Consider the following 25,122-nt stretch of genomic DNA (forward strand, 5'->3'; position numbering starts at 1 on the left):
CAGCGCCGCCCTCGACCGGCCCGCCTGGGCGCCGCTGGCCGAGTGGGGCGTGGGCCTGGCGCTGGTGCTGCTGGCCTGGCTGGCGGTGCCGCGGCTGCCGATGGGGGCGATCTCCGCCATCGCCGCGGCTGAGATCGTCGCCGCCTTCGCCGCGAGCTGGATCGCCTTCCAGCAGAACCTGATCCTCGACCCGCTGCCCATGCTGGTCCCGGGCGCGGCGACCTCGGCCGTGATGGTGCTGCTGCTCTTCGTCGAGGGCCGCCGGGTCCAGACCCGCCTGCGCGGCCAACTGGAGGACGAGCGCCTGTCGGCCGCGCGCATCTCGGGCGAGCTCGCCGCGGCCAGCGAGATCCAGTCGGGGATGCTGATGCCGCGCGCCGAGCTCGCGCGCGTCTCGCCGGCCGTGGAGATCGACGCGGCGCTGCAGTCGGCCAAGACCGTCGGCGGCGACCTCTACGACGCCTTTCCGTTCGATGACGGCCGCGTCTGCTTCCTGGTCGGCGACGTCACCGGCAAGGGCGTGCCGGCCTCCCTCTTCATGGCGCTCTCCAAGGCCCTGTCGCGCAGCCTGCTGATGCGCCCGGCCACCCCGCTCGACACCGCCATCGAGGAGATCAACCGCGAACTCAGCCGCGACAACCGCCAGGCCATGGCGGTCTCGCTGCTGGTCGGCGTCCTGCACCCGAACGACGGCCGCCTCGACCTGGTCAGCGCCGGGCACGAGAATCCGCTGATCGTGGGGGCGGACCACGGCGTGCGCGAACTGCGGCTGGACGGCGGCCCGGCGCTCTGCGTCGCCGACGACTTCCCGTATCCGGTCGAGACCCACCGGCTCGCGCCCGGCGAGACGCTGGTGTTCTTCACCGACGGGCTCACCGAAGCCCAGGCGCCCGACGGCAGCCTCTTCGACCGCGACCAGATGCTGGCCGCCGTCGCGGCGAGCGCCACGGCCTCGACGCTGACCGGCATGGTCGACGGCATCGTCTCGAAGGTGCGCATCTTCGAGGCCGGCGGCGAGCCCACCGACGACCTGACCGTGATGGCGGTGCGCCTGAGGCCCTCCGCGGTCTAGTAGCGGAGCACGATCTCGACGCGGCGGTTGGCCTGCTCGTCGGTGTTGTCGGGGGTCTTGACCATCAGCTCGCGCTCGCCGCGGCCGGTCACCTTGCTGTTCCCGACCGGCAGGCCGTCCGTCACCAGCAGCGCGCGGATGTCCTCGGCCCGCTTCAGCGAGAGCCGGTCGTTGGCGTCGGCCGAGCCCACCGTGTCGGTATGGCCGGTGATCTGCACCTCGGAATTGGCGTTCACCGCCGCCTTCAGGGCCGCGAGGATCGGCTCGGACTCGGTGGTGATGTCGCTGGTGCCCTCGTAGAAGTAGAGGACATAGGTCTGCGGCGGGTACGGCACGCGGGCGGCCAGATCGCCGAACCACGGCTTCTTGGCGTTCACGGCCTTGGCCTTGAGCGCGCCCTTGCCCGCGACGCTGGCCTCGGTGTCGGCCGTGGCGATCTCGCCGCGCTCGGCGCCGGTCTCGGGATCCAGCACGGCCACGGCGCCCGCGCCCTTGCCGCCTTCGTTGGGCAGCAGCGCGACCGTCTGCGAGGCGCAGCCGGCGACGAGCGCCGCGGTCGCGACGACCGTCAGCCCCAGCCTCACTGCTTGACCTCGACCACGAACTTGGTGCCGCGGGCCGCCAGCAGGGAGGTGGGCGTGCGCACGCGCATCGCGTCCTTGTTCTCCTTGGCGATCTGGCCCGAAACCACCCCCAGCGAGCCGCGGTCGATCGTGGTCAGGGACGAGCCCTTGTGCGTCGTGTCGTCGAACTCGAACTGGGTCAGCGCGACCCGGCTGTTCGGGCCCACCGAGAAGCGCGAGTTGTCGATGAAGGTGAGGCCGATGCGTCCGTCCTTGCCCGTCTGAAGTACATCCGACACCTGCAGAAGGACGCCCGGCGCCGCCGGCGTGACCGCCTTGCCTCGCACCACCGACGCCGATCCGACCACGGTCTTGATCCGCCCGATCTCCGCCCAGGCCATACCCGGCGTCGACAGGGCGGCGGCCATCAGCAATCCTGCGAGCCATGCTTCGCGCATGCGACACTCCCCACTTGAGGTCCCAGTCATAACCCACCTGCGCGCCCGACCGAAAGCCATCGTCGCACAGTTGCCCGGCGACCGCAGCGCCGTGGTCCGGGCGCTGGGTGTCGCGCGCCGGTTCTGCGACGGCGCCGGCGTGGGCGCCGATTGCGCCGACAGGCTCTCGATCGTCGTCGAGGAGTGGGTGGTCAACGTGGTCGAGCACGGCCGGCCGCGCCCCGGCACGCGCATCGCCCTCCGCCTGGTCCGCGAGCCGGCCTGCGTGCGGCTGGTCGTCACCGACGCCGGGACCTTCTTCGACCCGCGCGAGGCGGTGTTCGAGGGGCCCAACCTCGACCGCGGCGGCGGCGCCGGCCTCGAGCTGATCCGCGCCTGGACCCGGATCACCCACTACGCGCGCCGCTCGGGCCGCAACCGGCTCGTGCTGGAGATGCCCGTCGGGTGAGCGGTCGGGCCGGACATCCTCGTCGCCCGGCGCGCTGGCGGCTCAGCCCGCGCCTGTTCACGACGCGGCCGAAGCTGGCGGCCGCGGCCACGCTGGGGCTCGCCGTCGGCGCCGGCGCGACCCTGCTCGGCCATCGGCCGGCCACCAGCGTCGTCGCCGGCTGGGACGTCTTCTGCCTCGTCTACCTGACACTGGTCGCCATCCTCGCGCTCGGCCAGGGGCCCGAACGCATCCGCGCCCGCGCCGCCGTCGAGGACGAGGGCCAGGCGGTGATCCTGCTCCTGATCGTCGCCGCGCTGCTGGCCAGCCTGGGCGCCGTGGGCCTCGAACTGGGCCTGGCCAAGGACCAGCACGGCCAGACCCGCGCATGGCATGTGGCCGGCGCGGTCGCCACCGTGGCTCTATCCTGGCTCACCATGCAGGTGGTCCTGGCCATCCACTACGCGCACGAATTCTACGCCGCCGACGAGCGAGGCAAGGACGCCGGCGGCCTGGCGTTTCCCGGCGACGAGCCGCCGGACTACTGGGACTTCATCCACTTCTCGATCGTGATCGGCGTGGCCGCGCAGACCGCCGACATCGCCATCACCCACAAGCGCCTGCGCCACCTCGCCACCTGGCACAGCCTGATGGCCTTCGTCTTCAACGCCCTGATCGTGGCGCTGGCGATCAATCTGGTCGCCGGCCTGTTCTGAAGTCGCGCCTCAGGCGAAAAACTCAACCAGCACGATGACTTAGGGCGAAGTTCGTCGCAACCGTCACCCCCGAACGGGGGGACGCAAGGCCCGCCGCCCGGCCTATCTCTCGGTCCGTTCAGTGACTGGGGGCTCCAATGCTCAAGCTACGCTCGGCGATCACGCCCATCCTCGCAGGCGTCCTGGCGACAGGCCTCGCCGCGCCCGCCTCGGCGACCATCTTCTTCGGCAACTACCAGCCGTCCGACACGGCCGCGACCAACGTCGGCGTAGGCCTGCCGCTCACCCGCCGCCCGCCCGACGCCAGCCAGACGTTCGGGGCCTCGGCCTCGAACAGCACCTACTGCGCCAACGTCTTCTGCTCGTTCTTCTACGGCGATCAGGTCGTCACCAGCTTCACCGTGGACTCGACCTTCACCGCCAGTCACATGATCGTGCCGGTGTATGCGATCAGCCCCTACGGCAACCGCCGCTCGGGCTTCAACATCGAGCACCTCGTAGGCGGCGCCTGGGTCGGCCTGGGTTTCATGCAGATCGAGAGCGGGCTGGTTCCCGGCGGGCCCTTCGAGGTGCAGGTCGCGTTCGGCAATTCGGGCGGCTCGACCTTCATCGCCGCTCCGATCCGGTTCGAGGACGGCGAGACCTATCGGATCCGCACCAACCACGCCGCCGGCGCCGCCGGCTCCCTCCACTGGTATCTGAGCGACGAAGCCGCCGCGGCGGGCCAGTCGCGGCAACTGAGCTCCGCCCCGGGCGTCGCCGGCGACCTCGCCTACCAGCCGGCCTTCGCCCTCACCGACGGCGGGGCGCTGGTCTACCAGCAGCCCCCGCCGCCCCCGCCGCCCGGCGGCGGCGTCCCCGAACCCGGCGCCTGGGCCCTGATGATCCTGGGCTTCGGCGCAGCCGGCACGATGCTGCGGCGGCGGACGGCGGCGGCGTAGGCCGAGCGCGGCGCGCAGGGAACCGCGCGCCCGGGCCACCGTTCTTGCCGCGGGAAACGTGGCAAGACGCATGCGCCTGTTCCAGACCCTCTACGACGCCCTGCACGGTGGCCCGGACGGGCCACCGCCGCTGCATCCTCACGAAGCGAAGGAGCCGCTGCCAGTTCCCCTGCGCACGCGAATGGGGACCCCGGCCGACGTCGCCTATATCCTTGATGCGAAGGCCAAGCGGCGTGGGCGCGGCGGCGGATGGCGCGAGTCGCTGGCGGAGCTTCTGACGCTCCTGGATCACGCGGACACGCCTACGCACCGCGCGGCGCTGGCGGACGACCTCAACGTGGACATCTCGGACCTGGCCGCGGCGGACGCCGGCGCGGCGCTCCACGCCGCCCTCATCCAGCGGCTCGCCAACAACGACGCCATCGCGCCGCAGGATTTCTTCAAATAGCGAATTTGGGGCAGGAGCGGCCGACCGCCGGAACCCTTGGAAGCGATGGTGGACGTGACAGGGATTGAACCTGTGACCCCCTCGATGTCAACGAGGTGCTCTCCCGCTGAGCTACACGTCCGTACCGTCGGGAAGGCGGGGATATATAGACCGGCCACGCCCTTAGCAAGCGGGGCCGGATGCGACCCTCAGGCGGCGATCATCCGCTCCACTTCCGAGACGATCTCGCGCAGGTGGATGGGCTTGGACAGCACCTTCGAGCCCGCGGGGGCCTTCTCGCCGGCCGCCAGCGCCACCGCCGCGAACCCGGTGATGAACATGATGCGCAGGCCGGGATGCTTCGCCGCCGCCTGCCGCGCCACCTCGATCCCGTCGAGGCCCGGCATGACGATGTCGGTCAGCAGCAGGTCCCACGGCTCGTCGAGGAAGGTCACCGCCTCCTCGCCGTCCGCGCACGCGGTCACCTCGTGGCCGGCGCGTTCGAGCGCGCGGGCCAGGAAGCCCCGCAGGGAATCGTCGTCTTCGGCGAGCAGGATTCTGGACATGGGCATACGCGTCCTTGATCGCTCACCTTACTTTCCAACCCGTAAAGGCGCCATGACGGGCGAAGGGCTTTGACCCATGTCCCGGCGCGGCGTTCTATGCGCCGGATGAACGCCATCGACCCCAAGGCGCAGAAGGAACTGGCCGCCTCGCACCTTGCCGGGCCGGCGTTCGGGCTGTTCCGCGCGGCGCCCGCAGGCCGGCCGCCGCCGACGCCGCTGGTGTTCGCCTCGCCGCATTCGGGACGCTGCTACCCCGAGGACATGATGAGCGCCGCGGCGCTGGACGCCGTGTCGATCCGCCGTTCGGAGGACGCCTTCGTCGACGACCTGATCGCCAACGCGCCCCTGCATGGCGCCACGGTGATCGCCGCCCGCTTCGCCCGCGCCTACATCGACCTGAACCGCGAACCGTTCGAACTGGACCCGAACATGTTCGCCGACGAGCTCCCCGAGTTCGCCCGCAGTCGCACGGCGCGGGTGGCGGCCGGCCTCGGCGCGATCGCCCGCGTGGTCTCGGAAGGCCAGGAGATCTACCGCCGCAAGCTGACCTATGCCGAAGCCCACGCCCGGATCGAGGGCGCGCACAGGCCCTACCATGAGGCCCTGGCCGGGCTGATCGCCGAGACGCAGGCCGCGCACGGCTTCGCGATCCTCGTCGACTGGCACTCGATGCCGGCCGCCGCGGCGCGGCATTCGGGGCGCGAGCGGCCGTGCGACATGGTGCTGGGCGACCGCTTCGGCGCCGCCTGCGCCGGCCTGCTCCCGGGCCGGGTGGAGCGGGAACTGGAGGCCATGGGCTACCGCGTGGCCCGCAACACGCCCTACGCCGGCGGCTACACCACCGAGCACTACGGCCGCCCGGGCCGACGCGCGCACGCCCTGCAGATCGAGATCAACCGCGGCCTCTACCTGGACGAAGCGACGCTTTCGCCCACCTCGGGCTTCGGCGCCCTGAAGGCGCACATCGAGGCCCTGACGGAGACCCTCGCGACGGCCGACTGGTCGGCGCTGCGCGCGGGCTGAGGCGCTCAGCCGCGCGGCAGGCGGACGGTGACGCACGCGCCGCGGCCGCCGGCGCCTTTCGACCAGGCCACCTCGCCGCCGTGGCCCGCCGCGCGCTCGGCGAGCCCGCCCAGGCCCGCGCCCGAGGTGACCGCCTGCGCATCGAACCCCACGCCGTCGTCCTCCACGGTCAGGATCAGCGCGCCGTCGCGCTCGCCGAGCGCCACCCGGACCGACGTGGCCTCAGCATGTTTCAGGATGTTGTTGGTGATCTCGCGCAGCATGGCGCGGAGCGACTGGGCCACCCTGGAGTCGACGCCGCCGTCCGGCGCGTCCTCCAGCGGCCACTCGAGCGAAATCCCCCGGGCGGCCAGGCGCTCGGACATCTCCTTGCGGCTGCGCGCCATGGTCTCGATCAGGCCCGCGCCGTCGCCGGTGGGCTCGGTGACGATGCTGCGCAGGTCCGCGAGCGTCTCGCGGATGAAGCGGTCCTTGCGTTCGCCGTCGCGGCTGTGCAGCGCGCTGAGCAGCGTGGCGCCCAGGTTGTCGTGGATGTCGCCGGCGATGCGCCTGCGCTCCACGGTCACGCCGCGCTCGTAGGCGTCGCGGCTCTCCACGACGAAGCGCAGCATGTCGCAGAGCGCCGTGGCCTGGGCGATGTCGCCGGGCGAGAACAGCGCGCGCCCGCCGCGGGCGTACTCGAGCCTGAGCGACGGCAGCCCCGCCACCTGCGGCGTCACCAGCGCCAGGCCGTCGTCGGAGAGGCGCGGCGCATCGGCCGGCGCGGCGGCGATGTCGAGCCTCAGCGGATCGAACTGCGCCTTCAGCACCTCGGTCCACTGCGCGAGCTGGTCGCCGCCCCCCGCGGTCAGGCCGATCTGCACCACGCCCTCGAACAGCGCCCGGTCGTCCACCTTGCGCCGGTGCAGGATCTTCTCGGCGATGAAGCCCCGGAGCGGCAGCCACACGAGGCCCGAGACGAGCAGCGCCAGCGACAGCGAGAGCCCCGCCGAGAGCTGCAGCACCGCCAGGAACAGCATGTCGAGCCCGGCCAGCAGGACCAGGGCCATGGTCCAGGCCATGATCCGCGCCCACCATTCGCCCAGCTCGAACAGTCGGTAGCGCATGATCCCGACCGCCAGCCCGCCGTAGGTGAGCAGGAACAGCAGGAAGGCGTAGGGCTCGGCCGCGCCCGTATCCACGCCGAACATCTGCGGCGCCAGGACGATCAGCCCGAAGGCCGACACCATCACGACCCAGGACAGCAGGAACCAGCTCAGCGCCGCGCGCGCCACCGGATCGCGCCGCGTACGGAACCAGTGGATCGCCCCCAGGCCGAACGAGCCGTAGAGCGCCGCCAGCGCCAGCGACCGCCGCGCGAAGGTGAGGTCCGGGAACAGCCCCAGCGCCTGAGCCACGTACCAGACCAGGAACACGCCCACGACGGCCCAGCCGACCCACCTCGGGGCCAGCCGCGAGGGGTAGTAGAGCAGCAGCGCGAAGGTGGCCGCCGCGTAGAGGCTGCCACCCAGGAAGTTCATCCCGTTGATCGCGTAGAACAGCGTCTCGGGCAGCCCCAGCTCGCGGCTGGTGTAGATCGGTCCGATCGGCACGAAGAGCAGGGTCGCGATCCCGGACAGCAGCACGTAGCGCGCGCTGGTCTCCCCCGGCCGGAAGACGAAGATCGCGGCGGCGATCAGCCAGCCGAACGTGCCCACCACGATCCCGATCCAGAAGTCGGTCCCGAGCGAGGTGATCGGCCGCCCCTCCGCCTGCGGCCGGACGACGTAGCTGCCGCCGGCCCTGTCGGTGAAAGTGAGTTCGGGCCGGCGCATCATGTCGGCGTAGCGGCCCTGGCGGTCCATGAAGCGCTGGTATTCGACAAAGGGGCCGAAGCTGCCGTCGACCTGGCCGGTCAGGTCCTTGGGCTCGATCGTCAGGCGGTCGCCGGCGGCGGCCACCGAGACGATCACGGTCCCGGCGGGGATCGCCCGCGACGGCCCGGCTGTGGACTCGGCCACCGCGCCGCCGGCCTTCCCGTCGAAGCGCAGGTCGATCCCCAGCCACGGCTGGGTCACGGCCGTCCCGATCGCGCCGCCCATCCAGGCCACGACGATGACCAGCGCCAGCGCCAGGAGCCCCATCGGCGTCACCCGCGCGCCCGCGCGACGCGCCAGGCGGCCCGACGCCGCCGCACCCTGCGCCATCCCGAAATCCCCCCGCGCGCATACCCGCCGCGCCGGACGATCATTAGGGGAAACATTGGCCTGCGCCAGCGCGGCAGACTATCGTCCGCCCGATTTTCAGGCGGGCATTGCAGCGTAGATGGTCCACCAGGACACCCCCGACGGCGCTCCGGAAGGCTCCTCCCCGGCGCGCGGCTGCCTGGTCGTCGAGGATCGCCCCGACACGCGGGCGTGGCTGGAAGGCGTGGTCGCCGAGGCGTTCCCCGGCATGGCCGTCGTGAGCGCAGGCTCGCTCCGCGACGCCCGCCGCATCCTGGCCGGGCACGCCGAGGCGCCGGCCTTCGCGCTCGAGCTGGTCCTGCTCGACCTGGGCCTCCCCGACGGCTCGGGCGTGGAGCTGGTGGCCGAGGTGGCCCGCGACTATCCCGACGCCCTGCCGGTGGTCGCCACCATCTACGACGACGACACCCACCTGTTCGACAGCCTGGCCGCCGGCGCCCAGGGCTACATCCTGAAGCAGGAGCATCCCGACACCGTCGCCGACACGCTCCGGCGTATCGACGCGGGCGAACCGCCGCTCTCGCCGTCCATCGCCCGGCGGATGCTGGAACGCCTGCGCCCCGGGGCGCCCAGGCCTGCGCCGGACGACGCCGGCCTCTCGGCCCGCGAGACCGAGGTGCTTTCCCTGATCGGCCGCGGCCTCTCCTCGCCCGAGGCCGCCCGCGTCATCGGCCTGAAGCCGCAGACCGTCGCCGGCTACGTGAAGGTGATCTACCAGAAGCTCCACATCACCAGCCGCGCCGAGGCCGCGCTCGCCGCAGCGGAGCGCGGGCTGACCTGATCCTCCCCGATGGGGAAATCCACGCAAAGCGTGGGAGGGGGTTGCAGGCAGGGCGTCGGGAAGGCGCCCCCTCTCGCTTCGCGAGCTCCCACAGAGGGGCGCAGCGCAAAAAAATAGCCGCGCACGGGGCGCGGCCAGTTCATAGGGAGGAAACGCCCAATGGGCATGGCTAAGCTAGGGTGCGACGCACAATCGCGCAAGGGCCGCGCTTGAAATCTTTTGACGCACCCCGCTGGCGGAACGCTGTTTTCGCAGGAAAATCGGGATATCCCGTTACGTCATGGACCACGACGCCTTGGGTGCGTCGCACAACGCCCTAGCGGTTCGCGGCGGCTTCCCGTACAAGCGCGCGCCCTCAAGAGAACCCATCTTCCCGACATGTCGCTCCGCAACATCGCCATCATCGCCCACGTCGACCACGGCAAGACCACCCTCGTCGACCAGTTGCTCGCCCAGTCGGGCGTCTTCCGCGCCAACGAGGCGACGGTCGAGCGGGCCATGGACTCCAACGACCAGGAACGCGAGCGCGGCATCACCATCCTGGCCAAATGCACCTCGGTGCTGTGGCACGGGAAGGCGGGCGAGACCCGCATCAACATCATCGACACGCCCGGCCACGCCGACTTCGGCGGCGAGGTGGAGCGCATCCTCGGCATGGTGGACGGCTGCGTGCTGCTGGTGGACGCCGAGGAAGGCGTCATGCCGCAGACCAAGTTCGTGCTGGGGAAGGCGCTGAAGATGGGCCTGCGCCCCATCCTCTGCCTCAACAAGGTGGACCGCCCGCACGCCGACCCCGACCGGGTCCACAACGACGCCTTCGACCTCTTCGCGGCCATGGGCGCGAGCGACGAGCAGCTCGACTTCCCGCACATCTACGCCTCGGGCAAGGCCGGCTGGGCCACGCTGGACCTCGCCCAGCCGAACGACAACCTGGCGCCGCTGTTCGACCTGATCGTCGACCACGTCCCGCCGCCGAAGGCCGAGCAGCGCAAGGACGAGCCCTTCCAGATCCTCTCGGTGCTGATCGAGAACGACCCGTTCCTCGGCCGCCTCCTGACCGGCCGCATCGAAAGCGGCAAGGCCGTGCCCGGCATGGCGATCAAGGCCCTGTCGCGCGACGGCAAGGAGATCGAGCGCGGCCGGATCACCAAGGTCCTGGCCTTCCGCGGCCTGAAGCGCCAGCCGATCGACGACGCCGAGGCCGGCGACATCGTCGCCATCGCGGGGCTCTCGAAGGCCACGGTCGCCGACACCCTCTGCGCCATGGAGGTCTCCGAGGCCCTGCCGGCCCAGCCCATCGACCCGCCGACGATCTCGATGACCGTCAGCGTCAACGACAGCCCGCTCGCGGGCCGGGAGGGCGACAAGGTGCAGAGCCGCGTGATCGCCGCGCGCCTGCTGAAGGAGGCCGAGGCCAACGTCGCCATCCGCGTCACCGAAACGTCCGAGAAGGACGCCTTCGAGGTGGCCGGCCGCGGCGAACTGCAACTGGGCGTGCTGATCGAGAGCATGCGCCGCGAGGGCTTCGAGGTCTCCATCAGCCGCCCGCGCGTGGTCTACCAGGAAGGCGAGAACGGCGAGCGCATGGAGCCGGTCGAGGACGTCATGATCGACGTCGACGAGGAGTTCACCGGCATCGTCATCGAGAAGCTCAGCGCGCGGAAGGCCGAGCTGAAGGACATGGGCCCGTCCGGGGCGGGCAAGACCCGCATCTCGCTCATGAGCCCCTCGCGCTCGCTGATCGGCTACCAGGGCGAATTCCTGACCGACACCCGCGGTTCGGGCGTGCTGAACCGCGTGTTCAGCCACTACGAGCCCTACAAGGGGCCCATCGACGCCGGCCGCAAGGGCGTGCTCGTCTCCAACTCCGACGGCGAGACCGCGGCCTATGCGCTGTGGAACCTGGAGGAGCGCGGCGTGATGTTCGTGGGCGCCGGCGAGAAGACCTACCAGGGCATGATCATCGGCGAGAACTCGCGATCCGACGACCTCGACGTGAACCCGATGAAGGCCAAGCAGCTCACCAACGTGCGCGCCTCGGGCAAGGACGAGGCCGTGCGCCTCACCCCGCCGCGCCGCCCCACCCTCGAACAGGCCATCGCCTACATCGAGGAGGACGAGCTGGTCGAGGTGACCCCGAAGTCGATCCGCCTGCGCAAGAAGGTCCTCAACCCCTCCTTCCGCAAGAAGCGCGTCCGCGAGGACTGACCCCTACCGCGCCACCAGCGCCACCAGCGCCACGAGGCTGTGATCGGCCGCCTTGCGCACGACCACGTCGGCGTGCGCCATGGTCGGCGCGATATGGTCGCGGAGGTTGACGAGGTTGATGCCGGTCCAGGCGGCCTCGATCAGGGTCTTGCGGTACGCCACGTCCGAGATCTGCGCGATCAGGCTCTCGGGCTCGTTGGCGATGATCCCGTCGAGGCGCGCCAGATACCAGGCCTTGATGTGCCCGGGCTCGGCGTCGACGTAGAGCCGAAGGCCGAAGCGCTCGCGCGCCTGGGCGGTCTGCAGCACGTTCACGCCCTCGACGATGACGACGCCCTTGGCGGCGACGGTGCGGGTCTCGCCGGGCACGATGTCGTAGCTGACGTGCGAGTAGACCGGCATCCGCGCCGGACGGCCCGCGGCCAGGCGATCCAGGAACCCGTGGAAGGCGACGACGTCGAAGGTCTCCGGGAAGCCCTTCCTCGCGTTCAGGCCGGCCGCTTCGAGCTCCTTGTTGGGCCGCAGGAACCCGTCGGTCGCGACCGCCTGCGCCGCGAGGCCGCGCGCCTGCAGCCCGTCGGCGATCGTTCGCGCCAGGGTGCTCTTGCCCACCGCCACGGCGCCGGCGATGCCGACCAGCAGGACGCCGCGGCCGGCGGCCCGCTCGGCCACCTGGTCGATGAGCTGGTCCTGCAGCGCCGCCATCAGTCCTCGGCGATCCGGCTGTGGCGCCGCGTGTCGCGCATCAGGAGGTAGACCAGCAGCGAGGCGGCGATCACGACGGTCACGTAGGTGAAGAACCAGCTCTCGTGGCCGGCCTGCTTGAACGCCAGCGCCACGTACTCGGCCGTGCCGCCGAAGGCCGCGTTGGCGATCGAGTAGGGAAGCGCCACGCCCAGCGCGCGGACCTCGGTCGGGAAGAGCTCGGCCTTCACCACCGCATTCACCGACGAGTAGTGCGCCACCACGATCAGCGCCAGCGTGGTCAGGCCGAAGGCCGCCCAGACGCTGTCCGTCGCCGCCAGCGTCGACAGCAGCGGCCAGGTCATCGCCGCGCCGAGGACGCCGAACGTCAGCAGGATGGCCCTGCGCCCGACGCGGTCCGAAATCGCTCCGATCAGCGGGTTGACGAGCATGAAGACCAGCAGGCCGCCGGCGGTGATCAGGTTCGCCTGGTCCTTGGCGAAGCCCGCCGTGTTGACCAGGAACTTCTGTATGTACGTTGTGTAGGTATAGTAGGCGAGCGTCCCGCCCGCGGTGAGCCCGATGACCGTCAGCGCCTCGCGCGGATGGCTCCGGATCAGGCCTAAGGTGGTCGCCTTCGGGCCGGTCCGCGCCTCGAACGACGGCGTCTCGTCCATGCCGCGCCGCAGCCAGAAGACCGCCAGCGCCAGCCCCCCGCCCATGAAGAACGGCACGCGCCAGCCCCAGGCCTGCATCTCGGCCGCCGAGAGGAACGCCGTGAGGACTAGCAGCACCAGCATCGCCAGGAGCTGGCCCGCAATCAGGGTCGAGTAGAAGATTCCCGACCAGAAGCCGCGCGTCTTCCGCTGCGCCATCTCCGACAGGTAGGTGGCCGAGGCGCCGTACTCTCCGCCCATGCTCATGCCCTGCAGGATGCGGGCGAACACCAGGATCGCCGGGGCCGCCACGCCGATGCGGTCGTGGCCGGGGCAGAGCGCGATGATCAGCGAGCCCGCGCACATCAGGCTGACCGAGACGACCATCGCGGCCTTGCGGCCGATCCGGTCGCCGTAGAGGCCCATCACCCAGGCCCCGAAGGGGCGCGCGAAGAAGCCCACGCCGAAGACTGCGGCGGTGTTCAGGAGCTGGGTGGTGGGGTCGCCGCCGGGGAAGAACACCTTCGAGAAGTAGAGGCCGAACGCGGCGTAGACGAACCAGTCGAAGCTCTCGACCAGGTTGCCCGCGGAGCCGGCCAGGATCGAGCGCAGGCGATTGCGCTCGCGCGCCGTTGCGATGTCCTGTCGGACCTCGGCGACCTCTGCGGTCAAAGCGTCTCCCCCCTGTACTTGCGCGAGAGAACCCGCTTTCCGCGCCGGGTTCAATCCGCCGCCGCGGCGTGCTGAGATCGCGGCGTCGACGGGAGGCCGAATGCTCAAGCTCCACACCGCACCGGGAACCATCGGCCTCGCCTGCGAGATCGCGCTGGCCGAGGCCGGCGCGGCCTACGAGGTCCGCCGCCTGAACTTCGCCGAGAACGAGCAGCGGCAGGAGGCCTACCTGGCGCTGAACCCCAAGTCTCGCGTGCCGGCGCTGGAGACGGACCGGGGCGTCATCACCGAGGCGCCGGCGATCATGGGCTACATCGCCCGCACCCATCCCGCCGCGGCCCTCATGCCCGAGGGCGACGCGTTTGCGATGGCGCAGGCCGAGTCGCTGATGAGCTACCTCTGCTCGTGGGCGCATCCGGCCGCCGCGCACCGCCACCGCGGCTACCGCTGGGCCGACGACCCCGCCGCCATCGCCGACATGCGCAGGAAGGCGCCCGAGGTGTTCGGCGAGGCGATGCGCCTGATCGACGAGCGGCTCTTCCGCGGCCCCTGGGCGCTGGGCGAGGCCTACAGCGTCTGCGACCCCTATCTCTATGTCCTGACAGGCTGGCTGCCGCGCGACACGCTGGACATGGCCGACTTCCCGCGCCTCGCCGACCACCATGCCCGGGTCGGGGCGCGGCCGGCGACGCGGGCGGTGCTGACGGCGGTGCAAGCCGGCTGAGCCGTGTCGCCCCAGCACTAGCGGCGGGCGCCACACGCATGACACGGTGACGGGCCTATGGAGCGCCGCATGGACCTGCCCGCCAAACCGCCTCGCCACTACCCGACGCCCGCCGCCAAGTGCGCGGACCTGGTCGTACACGTCATGGGGCTGACGCTCTCGCTGGTCGGCGGCATCGTCCTGCTGACGCTCGCGGTGATGGGCGGCTCGATCAGCCAGGTCGTCGGCGTCTCGATCTACGGCCTGGGCGTGGTGGCCATGCTGGCCTTCTCCACCGCCTACAACTTCGCGCACCACAAGTACCGGCCGACCCTGCGAAGGCTCGACCATGCCGGCATCTTCCTGATGATCGCCGGGTCCTACACGCCGTTCACGATCAACCTGCCGGGCGCGTGGGGCGTCGGCATGACGACGGCCGTCTGGCTGATCGCGGGCCTGGGCGCGCTGGGCAAGCTGTTCCTCACCGGCATCGACCGGAAGTTCTGGGTCGGCGTCTACCTGGCCCTGGGCTGGCTCGTCGTGGTGGCGCTGAAGCCGATGATCGACAGCCTCGCCTGGTACGCCCTGGCGCTGCTGGTCACCGGCGGCGTCCTCTACTCCACCGGCGTGATCTTCTACGTGAACAAGAAGCTGAAGTTCTCCCGCGCCATCTGGCATGGCCATGTGGTGGCCGCCGCCGCCGCCCACTGGGTCGCCGTCCTCCTGGGCGTGGTCCTGGCGGCGCAGCACTGAGGCGCCGGCGACAGGCCCCCGCGCGATCCGTCGCCGGCGCTACTCGGCGGCGTGGAGCCACCTCACCGGCGCGGCGACCGGCGTCAGGCTGGGACGCAGCGCCAACCCGTTCAGCCCGAACGCCTGGGCGACCCAGCAGGCGGCCGCGCCCAGGGCGGTCGGCGGCGGCCCGCCCACCAGCGACGCCAGCCGCTCGTCGAGGCTGGCGTAGTCGTCGGCCTGGGCGCAGCCGAAGACGTCGAGGATGGCGGCCTCGTCGGTGGTCAGGGCGGGATCGGTGGCCACGGACAGCGTCAGATGCCGCCGCCCGCAGGCGCCGAGTTGCTGCATGAAGACCTGCAGGGTCCGGTAGGCCTCCTCGCCCGCCGCCCCGCAGGCCTCCTCGAAGCAACCCTTCAGCCCGTCGCAGCCGCCCCTGAGCGCCATCACCCTGACCGTGCGCACGAGCAGGCGCTCACCGTGGGTGAGAACGTCGCGGGGCGTGTGGTGAAGCATGGCCGACTCCCGAAGAGCCCGCCCACGCTATTGCAGTTGCGAGTCATTCGCAACATGAAGAGTCGGCGGGTACGGCCTCTCCATGAAGACGTCGGCGCGGACATACGGCGTGTCCGCCGGCGCGAGGGCGCGGAACCCCATGGCGCGGTAGAGGCCGAGCGCCGGGCCGAGGCTGGAGTTGGTTTCGAGATAGAGGCGCGTCGCGCCCATCTCGGCGCCGGCGTCGATGCAGCGCTGCATGAGGAGGCGGCCGAGCCCCGCGCCGCGCAGGCTTTCCGAGACGGTCATCTTCGCGAGCTCGAAGCCGCCGTCGTCCATCCTCATCAGGGCCACGCAGCCGACCGCCACGCCGTCCTGAAGCGCCATGAACACGCGGCCGCCCTTGTCGACGATCTTGCCCTGAGGGTCGCCCAGGACCTCCCGGTCCTTCGCCTCGAGCGTGAAGTGCCTGGAGATCCAGGCCTCGTTCAGGACGCGGAAGGCCTCGGCGTGCGCGGGCTCGAACTCGACGATGGCGATGGTCATGGATGAAGTCTGCCGCCAAAATCGCGCCGATGGCCAATGCGATTTTCTCATCCCTGCCCACGACGATCTTCGAGGAGATGTCGGGGCTCGCCCGCACCCTGGGCGCGATCAACCTCGGCCAGGGCTTCCCCGACGATCCGGGCCCGGAGCGGCTGCGCGCCAAGGCCGCCGACCTGGTCCTGAACGGCTACAACCAGTACCCGCCGATGGCCGGCCTGCCCGAGCTGCGCCAGGCGGTGGCGGCGCACTACGCGCGCACCCAGGGCCTGGACTTCGACTGGGCGGACGAGATCACGATCACCTCGGGCGCCACCGAGGCGCTGGCGGTCAGCTTCCTGGGCCTGCTGAACGCGGGCGACGAGGTGATCGTCTTCCAGCCCTACTACGACAGCTACCTGCCCGTGATCCGCCGCGCGGGGGGCGTGCCGAAGCTCGTCAGCCTCTCGCCGCCCCACTGGCGCTTCACCCGCGAGATGCTGGCGGCGGCGTTCACCGAGCGCACCAGGGCCGTGGTGCTGAACAACCCCATCAACCCGGCCGGTGTGGTGCTGCCCGACGAGGACCTCGCGCTCCTGGCCGAGTTCTGCGTGAAGCACGACGCCGTCGCCGTGTGCGACGAGGTCTGGGAACAGGTGGTGTTCGGCGAGGCGCGTCACCGGCCGCTGATCGCGTGGCCCGGCATGCGCGAGCGCACCGTGAAGATCGGTTCGGCCGGCAAGATGTTCGGCCTCACCGGCTGGAAGGTGGGCTTCCTCTGCGCGGCCCCGGCCCTCGCCCGGAGCCTGATGCGCACGCACCAGTTCATGACCTTCACGACCGCGCCCAACCTGCAGGCCGCCGTCGCCTGGGGCCTGGAGAACCCGGGCGACTGGTTCGAGACCATGCCGCGTCGCCTCCAGGCGTCCCGCGACCGCCTCGCCGACGGCCTGCGCCGCGAGGGCTTCTCGGTGCTGGTGAGCGAGGGCACCTACTTCCTGAACGTCGACCTGGCCGGATCGGGCGTGGCGGCCGGCGACCGCGACTTCTGCCTGACCGCGGTGAAGGAGGCCGGGGTCGCCGCGATCCCCGTCTCGGCCTTCTACGAGCAGGATCCGGTGACCTCGATCGTGCGCCTCTGCTTCTCCAAGGCCGACGCCACGCTCGACGAGGGGGTGACGCGGCTGGCCAGGGCGCGCGACCTCACGCGACGCCGGCCTGCCACGTCGCCGGCGTGACGCCGAAAAAATCCGGCGTCCCGACCTCGAACAACCTGAGCGCCGAATGATCCGCCGGGCGCCTCAGGGCTCCTGCGGCGGGTGGGTGGCGAACCACGACTCCAGCGCCTCGCCGGCCGACGCGCGGCAGCCGGCCGCCTGGACCTGCACGATGGCGTCGAGGGTGGTCAGGCTCTCCGGGTTCGGGCAGATGCCCCTCGTCCGCGTGGCGCCCGACGCCTTGGGGGTGGGGACGACCATCACCTTGAGCACCGCCAGGCGGTCGGCCTCGGCCTGCGTGGCCGTGCGCCGGGGAAGGACCACGCCGCCGGCCGCGCCGGTGACGGCGACCAGGTCGCCCGAGGCGTGCATGAGGGTGAGCTTGTGCCCCGGGCCCAGGGCCACCCTGGCGCCCGCGTCGAACCCCTGGCCGCGGGCGAAGGCCGGGTCGCTGGAGGTCACCACGATGAAGTCGCGGGCCAGCGCGCCGCCGGCGCTGAGCGCGAGCGCGAGGCCGGCGAGAAGGGGTGCGAAGCGGAACGCCATTCGCGGAACATTGCCCGGCGCGGCCGATGGAGCAAGCCGGGTTCCGGGATGGGGTTCGGCCCGGACGGCGGACCCGCGACAGTTGATCGCTGCAACCAGAAAGTGAATCAGAGTTAACCGGCGGTTAAGGGTTGGTCACGTAGGATGGCCGGCAGAATGTCGAGGCAGACGCTATGGTCAGCGTGCAGCTACGAAATTCCGGTCAGGGGCTCTGGACGAGCCTGACCCTGCCTACCTCGGTGCAGGTGGCGCAGACGCTCGCCGCGACGGCCCGCCAGCTCAACATGGCCGACCAGGTGCGCATCGCGCCCAGCCCGCCCGCCGGCCGGGTCGACATCAAGGTCTAGCCCGCCAGGTCGGGGCGTTCGTCGACATCGAAGAGCACGCCGTCGTCGGGGGCTTCCACCAGCGCCAGCCGCGCGCCCAGCCCCTGGATCAGCGGCCGCGCGCCCACGTCGCCCGCGAGCGCCTCCGCGCCGTCCAGCAACGCCGCCGACAGCACCACCGGATGACCCCGCGCGCCGCGGAAGGCCGCGGCCGCCGCCGGCGCCCCGGCGCGAACCGCCGCGGCCAGCGGCGCGAGAACCGCGTGGGGGACCCGCGGCATGTCGCCCAGGAACACGAAGGCGCCCGCCAGGCCCGCCGGCAGGCCCGCGAGCCCGGCCTTCAGCGAGGCGCCCATGCCCTCGGCGTGGTCGGCCGCGTGGACGATCCGCACGGCCGGGTCGAACGCCCGCGCCGCCCGGGCCACCGCCTCGGCGTCCGCGCCGGTCACGACCGTGATCGCCCCGCCCGACGCCCGCGCCGCCGCCAGCGCGCCATGGATCAGCGGCGCGCCGCGGTAGGCCGCCGTCAGCTTCCCGCCGCCGAACCGCGAACCCGCGCCGGCGGCCAGCACCACCGCGGCAAAGTCGGCGCCTGTCGTCACGCGGTCTTTCCCCCTATCCTGGCGTTCGGATGACGCCCTACGACGACATTGCCGCCCCGCCCAGCCCTCCTGGGTCCAGCGCCGTGCGCGCGCGGCCCCTGACCGACGCCTTCGGCCGGACGGTTAGCTATCTGCGGCTGTCGGTCACCGACCGCTGCGACCTGCGCTGCGTCTACTGCATGGCCGAGCACATGACCTTCCTGCCGAAGGCGCAGGTGCTGACCCTGGAGGAGCTGGACCGCATCGCTTCGGCGTTCGTGGCCCTGGGGACGCGCAAGCTGCGCCTCACCGGCGGCGAGCCCCTGGTCCGCAAGGGCATGATGGACCTGGTCCGCAGCCTCGCGCGGCATCTGAGGCGCGGCGATCTCGACGAACTGACGATGACCACCAACGGCACGCGCCTGGCCGAGTTCGCGCCGGACCTGGCCGCGGCCGGCATGCGGCGCGTGAACGTGTCGATGGACACGCTGCGGCCCGACCTGTTCCGGACGCTCACCCGCGGGGGGAACCTCGCCAAGGTGCAGGCCGGCATCGCGGCGGCGCAGGACGCGGGCCTGTCCGTGAAGATCAACGCCGTGGCGCTGGCCGACTCCAACGCGCGCGAGATTCCCGACCTCGTCCGCTGGGCGCACGGCCGCGGCTGCGACCTCACGCTGATCGAGACGATGCCGATGGGCGAGGTCGACGTGGACCGCACCGACGAGTTCCTGTCGCTGAAGGACGTCCGCAGGGAGCTGGAGAGCTTCTGGACGCTGGAGGACCTGCCGCTCTCCACGGGCGGGCCGGCCCGCTACGTGCGCGTCGCCGAGACCGGCGGCCGGCTGGGCTTCATCACGCCGCTCAGCCACAATTTCTGCGAGACGTGCAACCGCGTGCGCCTGACCTGCACCGGCACGCTGCACACCTGCCTCGGCCAGGAGGACGCCACCGACCTGCGCGCCGTGCTGCGCGCCGGCGGCAGCGACGCCGACCTGATCGCCGCCATCCGTGGCGGCGTGGACGCGAAGCCGAAGGGCCACGACTTCGAGATCGCCCGCACGCAACCGGCCGTCGCGCGGCACATGTCCACGACCGGCGGCTGACGCATGGCCCGGGTGCTGCTGTTCGGACCCCTGCGCGACCTCGCCGGCTGGCGCGAGCGTCGCATCGACGCCGCGTCCGTCGCCGTGCTGCGCAGCGTCCTCGCCGCCGAGGACGCCGCCCTGGGCGCGGCCCTGGGCGGCAAGGGCGTGCAGGTGGCGGTGGACCAGGCGGTCGTCCGTGGCGACGTCGCGCTGGGCGCCGACAGCGAGGTCGCCTTCCTGCCGCCCATGAGCGGCGGATGAGCATCCGGCTCACAGAAGCGCCCTTCGATCCCGGCGCGCTGCTCACGGCGTTCAGCCAGGGCCGCACCGAGACCGGCGCCGTGGCCACCTTCACCGGCATCGCCCGCGCCGAGGCCGGCGCGACCGCCGTCCTCGAACTCGAGGCCTACCCCGGCTTCACGGAAGCCGAGATCGGGAAGATCGCCGACCAGGCCCGCGAGCGCTTCGGCCTGCACGACCTGGCCATCCTGCACCGCGTCGGCCGCATCGCGCCGGGCGAGCCGATCGTCTTCGTGGCCACCGCCGCCGGCCACCGCCGTGCCGCCTTCGAGGCCTGCGACTTCCTGATGGACTACCTGAAGTCCCGCGCCCCCTTCTGGAAGAAGGAACGCGGCCCGGACGGCGAACGCTGGATCGAGCCCACCGCCCAGGACCACGCCGACCGCGATCGGTGGTAACGCCTCTCCCCCCGCGAAGCGGAGAGGGAGAGGGAGAGGGTAGGGAGAGGGCCGGCTGGGCTACTCCGTTGGGACGTCGAGGATCAGCGGGCCCTCGCCAGGCCAATGGCGGATCACGCCTTCACGAGCCGGCCCTCTCCCTGCCCTCTCCCTCTCTTCGCGCTGCGCGCTCGGGGAGAGGATCTAGCGCTTGCCCGAAATCGGGCACGGGGCTTTCCTGCATCCGATGCGTGACGCAAATCCACCTCCGATGTCGGATGCGGGCGACCTGGACGATCTCGTGGCCTATGTGGCCCGGTCCAGCGGCCTGCATCCGTCGCAGGCAAGGCGGATCGTCGATGACGTGCTCTCATACATGGCCGAAAGCCCGCAGGACTTCGTCCGGCGCCGGCACGCCGCGCTGCTCAAGCTGGGGCGGCGCAACGACGAGATCTATCGGCGCATCGCCGAGGAACTGGTCCAGCGCCGCTTCCCTTCGCCGCCCTGGTCGATCCGCCAGATCCGCCGGATCATCTACGGCTAGGGAGGTCCGCTGATGTGCGGGATCGTGGGATACGTCGGCGCGCGACCGGCGCTGCCGCTGCTCATGGAAGGCCTGCGGCGCGTCGAGTACCGCGGCTACGATTCCGCCGGCGTGGCGGTCGCGCAGGACGGGGCGCTCGGCGTCTGCAAGCGCCGGGGCAAGGTGCGCGAACTCGACGCGGCGCTGCCGGCGGCGGGCCTGCCCGGCACGACCGGCATCGCCCACACCCGCTGGGCCACCCACGGCGAGCCCAGCGACCTCAACGCCCACCCGCACACCGACGCGGCCGGCCGCATCGGCGTCGTCCACAACGGCATCATCGAGAACGCCGCCGAGCTGAAGGCGGCGCTGCAGGCCGAGGGCGTGGTCTTCCGCTCCGAGACCGACACCGAGGTGCTGGCGCACCTGGTGGCCCGGCGGCCCGAGAACAGCCTGGTCGAGGCCGTCCGCGCGGCGCTGCGGCAGGTGAAGGGCGCCTACGGCCTCGTCGTGATCGACGCGGCGCGGTCCGAGGCGATCGTGGCGGCGCGCAACGGCGGGCCCGTCGTGATCGGCCTCGGCGACGGCGAGATGTTCGTGGCTTCGGACGGCGCGGCGCTGATGGGCCATGCCAAGACGGTCGCCCACCTGGACGACGGCGAAATCGCCGAGGTGCGCGCCGACGGCTTCTCGGTGCTGACGCTGGAGGGCGCGCAGACCGCCAAGGCGACCCAGGCGCTGGAGGGCGAGGCGGCCGGCTTCGACAAGGGCGACTTCAGCCACTTCATGCGGAAGGAGATCGCCGAGCAGCCCGACGCCGTGCGCCGCACGCTGATGGGCCGCCTGGACGCGCGCTTCTCCACCGCGCACCTGGGCGGCATCGAACTGGCCGCGCGCGAGATGCTCGACATCCGCCGGGTGAAGATCCTGGGCTGCGGCTCGGCGGGCTACGCCGGCGTCCTGGGCGCCCACCTGATCGAGAGCCTGGCCCGCATCCCGGCCCACGCCGAGCCGGCGTCCGAGTTCCGCTACCGCAACCCGGTGATCGAGCAGGACACCCTCTACATCGCCGTCAGCCAGTCCGGAGAGACCTTCGACACCCTGGCCGCCATCCAGGAGGTGAAGCGCAAGGGCGGGCGCGTGCTGGGGGTCGTGAACACGGTGGGCTCGACGATCGCCCGCGAGTGCGGCCGCGGTGTCTACCTGCACGCCGGTCCCGAGGTGGCTGTGGTCTCCACCAAGACCTGGACCTCGACCGCGGTCGCCTTCGCTCTGCTGGCGCTACAGCTCGGCCGGGTGCGCGACCTCTCGGCCGCCCATGGGGCGCGGCTGCTGGCGGGACTCTCGGCGCTGCCCGACCAGATCGCCGAGATCGTGGCGCGCGAGGACGAACTCGCGCCGCTGACCGCGCGGCTGGCGCAGAGCGAGCACGCCTACTTCATCGGCCGCGCCGCCAGCTACGCCGTCGCCATGGAGGGCGCGCTGAAGCTCAAGGAGATCAGCTACCTCCACGCCGAGGCCTACGCCGCCTCGGAGCTGAAGCACGGGCCGCTGGCCCTCATCGCGCCCGGGACGCCCACCGTCGTCGTGCTGCCGGACGACGACCTCCTGGCCAAGAACCTCTCCACCATCGCCGAGGTGCGGACGCGCCAGGGCCCGGTGCTGGCCGTCACCCATCCCGGCGTGAAGGCCGAGGGCGTCGAGGCCGCGTTCGCCGTCCCGCGCTCCGAGCCCGAACTCGCCCCGATCCTGATGAACGTGCCGCTGCAGTTGCTGGCCTACCAGGTGGCGCGCCGCCTGGGACGCGACATCGACCAGCCGCGCAACCTGGCAAAGTCGGTGACGGTGGAATAGGCGCGGACGCCCGGGGCCGCTAGATTGGCGACGAAGGAGTCCCCCATGAACGCCCCTGCACTCGCCCCCGGCGGCAAGATCGACACCGCCAAGCCGCTGAAGCCCGTGAAGGTCGCGGTGCTGACCATCTCGGACACCCGCGACGAGGAGAGCGATACGTCCGGCGCGCTGCTGGCGGGCCGCGTGAAGGACGCCGGCCACGACCTGGCCGCCCGCAGCATCGTGAAGGACGACGTCGAGGAGATCCGCGCCCGGATCCTTGCCTGGGTGGCCGACGGCATGGAGGCCATCGTCACCACCGGCGGCACCGGCATCACCGGCCGCGACGTGACGCCCGAGGCCGTGCGGCCGCTGTTCGACAAGGAGCTCGACGGCTTCGCGGTGGTCTTCCACATGGTGAGCTACGCCTCGGTCGGCCTCTCGACCCTGCAGAGCCGCGCGCTGGCCGGCCTGGTGAAGGGTTGCTTCGTGTTCTGCCTGCCCGGCTCCAACGGCGCGGTGAAGGACGGCTGGGACAAGGTGATCTCTCCCCAGCTCGACAGCCGCCACGGCCCCTGCAACATGGTCGAACTCATGCCCCGGCTGATGGAAGCCTGACGTCGCTTGAGCAAGTTGACCCACATCGACGAGACCGGCCGCGCCCGCATGGTCGACGTCTCCGGCAAGGCCGTCACCGCCCGCGAGGCGGTGGCCGAGGGCTTCCTGCGCATGAGCCCCGCGACGCTCGCGCTGGCGCTGGCCGGCGAGGGCGCGAAGGGCGACGTGCGCGCCGTGGCCGAGATCGCCGGCGTGATGGCGGCCAAGAAGACCTCCGACCTGATCCCCATGTGCCATCCGCTGCCCATCGCGAAGGCCGAGGTGCGGGTCGAGCCGGGCGACGGAGGCCTCTCGGTCATGGCGCGGGTGAGAACCACCGGTCAGACCGGGGTCGAGATGGAGGCGCTGACCGCCTGCGCGGTGACGCTGCTCACGCTCTACGACATGCTGAAGGCGGCCGAGAAGGGCATGGTCCTCGAGGCTGTCCGCCTGGTCTCCAAGACCGGCGGCAAGAGCGGCGACTGGGCGGCGTCCTGAGGCTCTATCGCGCGGGGGCTTCGGCGGCGGACAGGACTTCGGCCCCGGTCAGGATCCGGGGCTGCATGATCTCGGGCGGGGCGTGGCTGCTCATCGCCGCGTCCAGAGCGTCGAGGAACCGCTCCGGATCGTCCACCGGCAACGACTGTATGAACTCCGGCCGATAGCGCCACCAATGGGCGGCCCTGAACCGCTCGACCAGCGCTTCGGGGAACCGCAGCCGCCTCACCTCGGCCGGCTGGCCCATCACGACCGCATAGGGCGGCACGTCCTTCAGCACCAGGGCGCGGGCCCCGATCACCGCCCCGTCGCCGATGGTGACGCCGCGGGCGATCATCGCCTCGTCGCCGATCCAGACGTCGTGGCCGATGCGGACCAGCCCGCTCTCGGCGTCGAAGTCGCGAACTTGGGACGCGACACCGACGTCCGCGAAGTAGGCGGCGACGCCGCGCGGCGGCTGGGCGTCGTAGGCGACGGGCGAGGTGGTCGCCCACGCGTCCGGATGCCGGCCGGCCAGCCACGATACCCGCGACCCGATCGAGCCGTACCGCCCGACGGCGACGTAGGGCCGGAGCTCCGAGTGCGTGTAGCTGAACGCGCCCATCGCCCGCGGCAACGCGTGGCCGGCGGTGATCGTGACGTAGGGCTCGAGCTGGCAGGTCGGCAGAAGCAGCAACCGTTCGCCCCGCCGCCAGCGGCGGCCCTCGCGCACGGCGTGAAAGACGCGCTTGGCGTCCAGCAGCGCCAGCAGGTCGTCGGTGATGGTCGCCACGTTCATCGCGGCAACCTAGCGGGCGTCGCGCCGCGCTCAAGGTGTTGAACCGGTTCCGGGCTTGGGGTTGATGGGCGCATGAAGCTGCTTGCCGTCGACGACGCCCGCGCCCGGATGCTGGCCTGCGTCTCCGCCCTGCCCGCCGAGACGGTGGCGATCGCGGACTCCGTCGGCCGGGTGCTGGCCGAGGACGTGACCGCCGCGCGCGACCAGCCGCCGTTCCACGCCTCGGCCATGGACGGCTGGGCTGTGCGGGCCGCCGACGCGCCGGGCGGCCTGCGGGTCCTGGGAGAGAGCGCCGCGGGCCACGCCTACGACGGCGCGGTCGGCGCGGGCGAGGCGGTGCGCATCTTCACCGGCGCCCCGATGCCCGCCGGCTGCGACGCCGTCGTGATCCAGGAGAACGCGACCCGCGACGGCGAGACGGTGACCGTGCCGGCGGTCGCCGCGGGCCACCACGTTCGCCCCGCCGGCGGCGACTTCAGGGCCGGCGAGGCGCTGCTGGCGAAGGGCGCGCGGATCGACCCGTGGCGGCTGTCGCTGGCCGCCGCCGCCGGCCGCGCCGAGCTCTCGGTGGCGCGCCGGCCGCGCGTGGC

Annotated in this window: 30 protein-coding genes, 1 tRNA gene and 1 pseudogene; 20 read left to right on the forward strand and 12 right to left on the reverse strand. The window is 71.7% G+C overall.

What is annotated here, in order from left to right; translation table 11 throughout:
- Positions 1–1,072: PP2C family protein-serine/threonine phosphatase (locus JNL41_RS04215; RefSeq protein WP_293473024.1), on the forward strand; the 1,072-nt coding region annotated here is incomplete at its 5' end.
- Here the strand turns inward: JNL41_RS04215 and JNL41_RS04220 are convergent.
- Positions 1,069–1,656 carry an OmpA family protein gene (locus JNL41_RS04220; RefSeq protein WP_293473025.1) on the reverse strand — a complete coding sequence of 196 codons (588 nt, stop codon included), beginning with the start codon at positions 1,654–1,656 and terminating at the stop codon, positions 1,069–1,071. The genes JNL41_RS04215 and JNL41_RS04220 overlap by 4 nt on opposite strands.
- Positions 1,653–2,093, reverse strand: coding sequence for a FecR family protein (locus JNL41_RS04225; protein ID WP_293473026.1), 441 nt, complete (start codon positions 2,091–2,093; stop codon positions 1,653–1,655). The genes JNL41_RS04220 and JNL41_RS04225 overlap by 4 nt, the downstream gene beginning before the upstream one ends.
- A 70-nt stretch (positions 2,094–2,163) precedes the next feature.
- Between JNL41_RS04225 and JNL41_RS04230 the strand changes: the two genes are divergently transcribed.
- The 4 genes from JNL41_RS04230 (at position 2,164) to JNL41_RS04245 (ending at position 4,625) form a co-directional block, all read left to right on the forward strand.
- Complete coding sequence (locus JNL41_RS04230; protein ID WP_293473027.1) at positions 2,164–2,541, forward strand: ATP-binding protein; 378 nt, start codon at positions 2,164–2,166, stop codon at positions 2,539–2,541.
- Positions 2,538–3,236 (forward strand): DUF1345 domain-containing protein, encoded by a 699-nt coding sequence (locus JNL41_RS04235; protein WP_293473028.1) that lies wholly within the window; start codon positions 2,538–2,540, stop codon positions 3,234–3,236. The genes JNL41_RS04230 and JNL41_RS04235 overlap by 4 nt, the downstream gene beginning before the upstream one ends.
- 137 nt (positions 3,237–3,373) lie before the next feature.
- Complete coding sequence (locus JNL41_RS04240) at positions 3,374–4,177, forward strand: PEPxxWA-CTERM sorting domain-containing protein (RefSeq protein WP_293473029.1); 804 nt, start codon at positions 3,374–3,376, stop codon at positions 4,175–4,177.
- A 70-nt stretch (positions 4,178–4,247) separates the two neighbouring features.
- The gene (locus JNL41_RS04245) at positions 4,248–4,625 is read left to right on the forward strand and encodes a DUF3597 family protein (protein WP_293473030.1); all 378 of its coding nucleotides are present in this window, start codon (positions 4,248–4,250) and stop codon (positions 4,623–4,625) included.
- A 46-nt stretch (positions 4,626–4,671) separates the two neighbouring features.
- Here the strand turns inward: JNL41_RS04245 and JNL41_RS04250 are convergent.
- A tRNA-Val gene (locus tag JNL41_RS04250) sits at positions 4,672–4,746 on the reverse strand.
- 67 nt (positions 4,747–4,813) lie between these two features.
- Positions 4,814–5,170 carry a cell cycle two-component system response regulator CpdR gene (gene cpdR / locus JNL41_RS04255; RefSeq protein ID WP_293473031.1) on the reverse strand — a complete coding sequence of 119 codons (357 nt, stop codon included), beginning with the start codon at positions 5,168–5,170 and terminating at the stop codon, positions 4,814–4,816.
- Between the two features lie 105 nt (positions 5,171–5,275).
- Here cpdR and JNL41_RS04260 point away from each other — a divergent pair, with 105 nt between their 5' ends.
- Positions 5,276–6,193, forward strand: coding sequence for an N-formylglutamate amidohydrolase (locus tag JNL41_RS04260; RefSeq protein WP_293473053.1), 918 nt, complete (start codon positions 5,276–5,278; stop codon positions 6,191–6,193).
- A 5-nt stretch (positions 6,194–6,198) separates the two neighbouring features.
- Here JNL41_RS04260 and JNL41_RS04265 read toward each other — a convergent pair whose 3' ends face one another.
- Entirely contained in the window at positions 6,199–8,379 is a 2,181-nt protein-coding gene (locus tag JNL41_RS04265; protein ID WP_293473032.1) for an ATP-binding protein, read from the reverse strand.
- A gap of 118 nt (positions 8,380–8,497) precedes the next feature.
- On the opposite strand from JNL41_RS04265, the gene JNL41_RS04270 reads away from it, so the two are divergent.
- On the forward strand, positions 8,498–9,199 hold the full coding sequence (locus JNL41_RS04270; RefSeq protein ID WP_293473033.1) for a response regulator transcription factor: 702 nt from the start codon (positions 8,498–8,500) through the stop codon (positions 9,197–9,199).
- A gap of 378 nt (positions 9,200–9,577) precedes the next feature.
- A complete protein-coding gene (gene typA, locus JNL41_RS04275; protein WP_293473034.1) occupies positions 9,578–11,407 on the forward strand; it encodes a translational GTPase TypA in 1,830 nt (609 codons plus the stop codon).
- Between the two features lie 3 nt (positions 11,408–11,410).
- On the opposite strand, the gene JNL41_RS04280 is transcribed toward typA, so the two are convergent.
- On the reverse strand, positions 11,411–12,112 hold the full coding sequence (locus JNL41_RS04280; protein ID WP_293473035.1) for a hypothetical protein: 702 nt from the start codon (positions 12,110–12,112) through the stop codon (positions 11,411–11,413).
- A complete protein-coding gene (locus JNL41_RS04285; protein ID WP_293473036.1) occupies positions 12,112–13,419 on the reverse strand; it encodes an MFS transporter in 1,308 nt (435 codons plus the stop codon). The genes JNL41_RS04280 and JNL41_RS04285 overlap by 1 nt, the downstream gene beginning before the upstream one ends.
- A 100-nt stretch (positions 13,420–13,519) precedes the next feature.
- Here JNL41_RS04285 and JNL41_RS04290 point away from each other — a divergent pair, with 100 nt between their 5' ends.
- Both JNL41_RS04290 and JNL41_RS04295 read left to right on the forward strand, forming a co-directional pair.
- Positions 13,520–14,143, forward strand: a complete 624-nt coding sequence (locus JNL41_RS04290; RefSeq protein WP_293473037.1) for a glutathione S-transferase family protein — start codon at positions 13,520–13,522, stop codon at positions 14,141–14,143.
- A 69-nt stretch (positions 14,144–14,212) separates the two neighbouring features.
- Positions 14,213–14,875: a hemolysin III family protein gene (locus JNL41_RS04295; RefSeq protein WP_293473038.1), complete on the forward strand. Its 663-nt coding sequence runs from the start codon at positions 14,213–14,215 to the stop codon at positions 14,873–14,875.
- 39 nt (positions 14,876–14,914) lie between these two features.
- Here the strand turns inward: JNL41_RS04295 and JNL41_RS04300 are convergent, their stop codons facing one another.
- Both JNL41_RS04300 and JNL41_RS04305 read right to left on the reverse strand, forming a co-directional pair.
- Entirely contained in the window at positions 14,915–15,370 is a 456-nt protein-coding gene (locus JNL41_RS04300) for a hypothetical protein (protein ID WP_293473039.1), read from the reverse strand.
- 27 nt (positions 15,371–15,397) lie between these two features.
- Positions 15,398–15,895 carry a GNAT family N-acetyltransferase gene (locus JNL41_RS04305; protein WP_293473040.1) on the reverse strand — a complete coding sequence of 166 codons (498 nt, stop codon included), beginning with the start codon at positions 15,893–15,895 and terminating at the stop codon, positions 15,398–15,400.
- A 29-nt stretch (positions 15,896–15,924) separates the two neighbouring features.
- Between JNL41_RS04305 and JNL41_RS04310 the strand changes: the two genes are divergently transcribed.
- Entirely contained in the window at positions 15,925–17,109 is a 1,185-nt protein-coding gene (locus JNL41_RS04310) for an aminotransferase (protein ID WP_293473041.1), read from the forward strand.
- A 63-nt stretch (positions 17,110–17,172) separates the two neighbouring features.
- On the opposite strand, the gene JNL41_RS04315 is transcribed toward JNL41_RS04310, so the two are convergent.
- Entirely contained in the window at positions 17,173–17,634 is a 462-nt protein-coding gene (locus JNL41_RS04315; protein WP_293473042.1) for a hypothetical protein, read from the reverse strand.
- A gap of 173 nt (positions 17,635–17,807) precedes the next feature.
- Here JNL41_RS04315 and JNL41_RS04320 point away from each other — a divergent pair, with 173 nt between their 5' ends.
- On the forward strand, positions 17,808–17,981 hold the full coding sequence (locus tag JNL41_RS04320) for a hypothetical protein (protein WP_293473043.1): 174 nt from the start codon (positions 17,808–17,810) through the stop codon (positions 17,979–17,981).
- Here JNL41_RS04320 and JNL41_RS04325 read toward each other — a convergent pair.
- Positions 17,978–18,562 carry an NTP transferase domain-containing protein gene (locus JNL41_RS04325; protein WP_293473044.1) on the reverse strand — a complete coding sequence of 195 codons (585 nt, stop codon included), beginning with the start codon at positions 18,560–18,562 and terminating at the stop codon, positions 17,978–17,980. The two genes, JNL41_RS04320 and JNL41_RS04325, sit on opposite strands and share 4 nt — an antisense overlap.
- Before the next feature lie 29 nt (positions 18,563–18,591).
- On the opposite strand from JNL41_RS04325, the gene moaA reads away from it, so the two are divergent.
- From moaA to moaC, 7 genes are all read left to right on the forward strand, one after another.
- Positions 18,592–19,644, forward strand: a complete 1,053-nt coding sequence (moaA, locus tag JNL41_RS04330) for a GTP 3',8-cyclase MoaA (RefSeq protein ID WP_293473045.1) — start codon at positions 18,592–18,594, stop codon at positions 19,642–19,644.
- 3 nt (positions 19,645–19,647) lie between these two features.
- Positions 19,648–19,887, forward strand: coding sequence for a MoaD/ThiS family protein (locus JNL41_RS04335; RefSeq protein WP_293473046.1), 240 nt, complete (start codon positions 19,648–19,650; stop codon positions 19,885–19,887).
- A complete protein-coding gene (locus JNL41_RS04340; RefSeq protein WP_293473047.1) occupies positions 19,884–20,324 on the forward strand; it encodes a molybdenum cofactor biosynthesis protein MoaE in 441 nt (146 codons plus the stop codon). Before JNL41_RS04335 ends, JNL41_RS04340 begins: the two co-directional genes overlap by 4 nt.
- Before the next feature lie 190 nt (positions 20,325–20,514).
- Positions 20,515–20,847 carry a hypothetical protein gene (locus tag JNL41_RS04345; protein WP_293473048.1) on the forward strand — a complete coding sequence of 111 codons (333 nt, stop codon included), beginning with the start codon at positions 20,515–20,517 and terminating at the stop codon, positions 20,845–20,847.
- Between the two features lie 12 nt (positions 20,848–20,859).
- Complete coding sequence (gene glmS / locus JNL41_RS04350) at positions 20,860–22,680, forward strand: glutamine--fructose-6-phosphate transaminase (isomerizing) (protein ID WP_293473049.1); 1,821 nt, start codon at positions 20,860–20,862, stop codon at positions 22,678–22,680.
- 45 nt (positions 22,681–22,725) lie between these two features.
- A complete protein-coding gene (gene moaB / locus JNL41_RS04355; protein WP_293473050.1) occupies positions 22,726–23,277 on the forward strand; it encodes a molybdenum cofactor biosynthesis protein B in 552 nt (183 codons plus the stop codon).
- Between the two features lie 6 nt (positions 23,278–23,283).
- On the forward strand, positions 23,284–23,754 hold the full coding sequence (gene moaC, locus JNL41_RS04360) for a cyclic pyranopterin monophosphate synthase MoaC (protein ID WP_293473051.1): 471 nt from the start codon (positions 23,284–23,286) through the stop codon (positions 23,752–23,754).
- Between the two features lie 4 nt (positions 23,755–23,758).
- Here moaC and JNL41_RS04365 read toward each other — a convergent pair whose 3' ends face one another.
- A complete protein-coding gene (locus JNL41_RS04365; protein WP_293473052.1) occupies positions 23,759–24,532 on the reverse strand; it encodes a CatB-related O-acetyltransferase in 774 nt (257 codons plus the stop codon).
- A 72-nt stretch (positions 24,533–24,604) separates the two neighbouring features.
- Between JNL41_RS04365 and JNL41_RS04370 the strand changes: the two are divergent.
- Positions 24,605–25,122, forward strand: a pseudogene (locus JNL41_RS04370) (molybdopterin molybdenumtransferase MoeA); the annotation flags it as partial.

This window comes from Phenylobacterium sp. (genome assembly GCF_016793285.1).
Lineage (GTDB): Bacteria > Pseudomonadota > Alphaproteobacteria > Caulobacterales > Caulobacteraceae > Phenylobacterium.

Coding starts and splice junctions, on each gene's coding strand:
- JNL41_RS04305 (WP_293473040.1), bottom strand. CDS start 15,895: ATGACCATCGCCATCGTCGAGTTCGAGCCCGCGCACGCCGAGGCCTTC.
- JNL41_RS04340 (WP_293473047.1), top strand. CDS start 19,884: ATGAGCATCCGGCTCACAGAAGCGCCCTTCGATCCCGGCGCGCTGCTC.
- cpdR (WP_293473031.1), bottom strand. CDS start 5,170: ATGTCCAGAATCCTGCTCGCCGAAGACGACGATTCCCTGCGGGGCTTC.
- JNL41_RS04240 (WP_293473029.1), top strand. CDS start 3,374: ATGCTCAAGCTACGCTCGGCGATCACGCCCATCCTCGCAGGCGTCCTG.
- JNL41_RS04300 (WP_293473039.1), bottom strand. CDS start 15,370: ATGCTTCACCACACGCCCCGCGACGTTCTCACCCACGGTGAGCGCCTG.
- JNL41_RS04320 (WP_293473043.1), top strand. CDS start 17,808: ATGGTCAGCGTGCAGCTACGAAATTCCGGTCAGGGGCTCTGGACGAGC.
- JNL41_RS04310 (WP_293473041.1), top strand. CDS start 15,925: ATGGCCAATGCGATTTTCTCATCCCTGCCCACGACGATCTTCGAGGAG.
- JNL41_RS04280 (WP_293473035.1), bottom strand. CDS start 12,112: ATGGCGGCGCTGCAGGACCAGCTCATCGACCAGGTGGCCGAGCGGGCC.
- JNL41_RS04225 (WP_293473026.1), bottom strand. CDS start 2,093: ATGCGCGAAGCATGGCTCGCAGGATTGCTGATGGCCGCCGCCCTGTCG.
- JNL41_RS04295 (WP_293473038.1), top strand. CDS start 14,213: ATGGACCTGCCCGCCAAACCGCCTCGCCACTACCCGACGCCCGCCGCC.
- typA (WP_293473034.1), top strand. CDS start 9,578: ATGTCGCTCCGCAACATCGCCATCATCGCCCACGTCGACCACGGCAAG.
- JNL41_RS04265 (WP_293473032.1), bottom strand. CDS start 8,379: ATGGCGCAGGGTGCGGCGGCGTCGGGCCGCCTGGCGCGTCGCGCGGGC.
- moaB (WP_293473050.1), top strand. CDS start 22,726: ATGAACGCCCCTGCACTCGCCCCCGGCGGCAAGATCGACACCGCCAAG.
- JNL41_RS04315 (WP_293473042.1), bottom strand. CDS start 17,634: ATGGCGTTCCGCTTCGCACCCCTTCTCGCCGGCCTCGCGCTCGCGCTC.
- glmS (WP_293473049.1), top strand. CDS start 20,860: ATGTGCGGGATCGTGGGATACGTCGGCGCGCGACCGGCGCTGCCGCTG.
- JNL41_RS04270 (WP_293473033.1), top strand. CDS start 8,498: ATGGTCCACCAGGACACCCCCGACGGCGCTCCGGAAGGCTCCTCCCCG.
- JNL41_RS04335 (WP_293473046.1), top strand. CDS start 19,648: ATGGCCCGGGTGCTGCTGTTCGGACCCCTGCGCGACCTCGCCGGCTGG.
- JNL41_RS04290 (WP_293473037.1), top strand. CDS start 13,520: ATGCTCAAGCTCCACACCGCACCGGGAACCATCGGCCTCGCCTGCGAG.
- JNL41_RS04260 (WP_293473053.1), top strand. CDS start 5,276: ATGAACGCCATCGACCCCAAGGCGCAGAAGGAACTGGCCGCCTCGCAC.
- moaA (WP_293473045.1), top strand. CDS start 18,592: ATGACGCCCTACGACGACATTGCCGCCCCGCCCAGCCCTCCTGGGTCC.
- JNL41_RS04365 (WP_293473052.1), bottom strand. CDS start 24,532: ATGAACGTGGCGACCATCACCGACGACCTGCTGGCGCTGCTGGACGCC.
- JNL41_RS04245 (WP_293473030.1), top strand. CDS start 4,248: ATGCGCCTGTTCCAGACCCTCTACGACGCCCTGCACGGTGGCCCGGAC.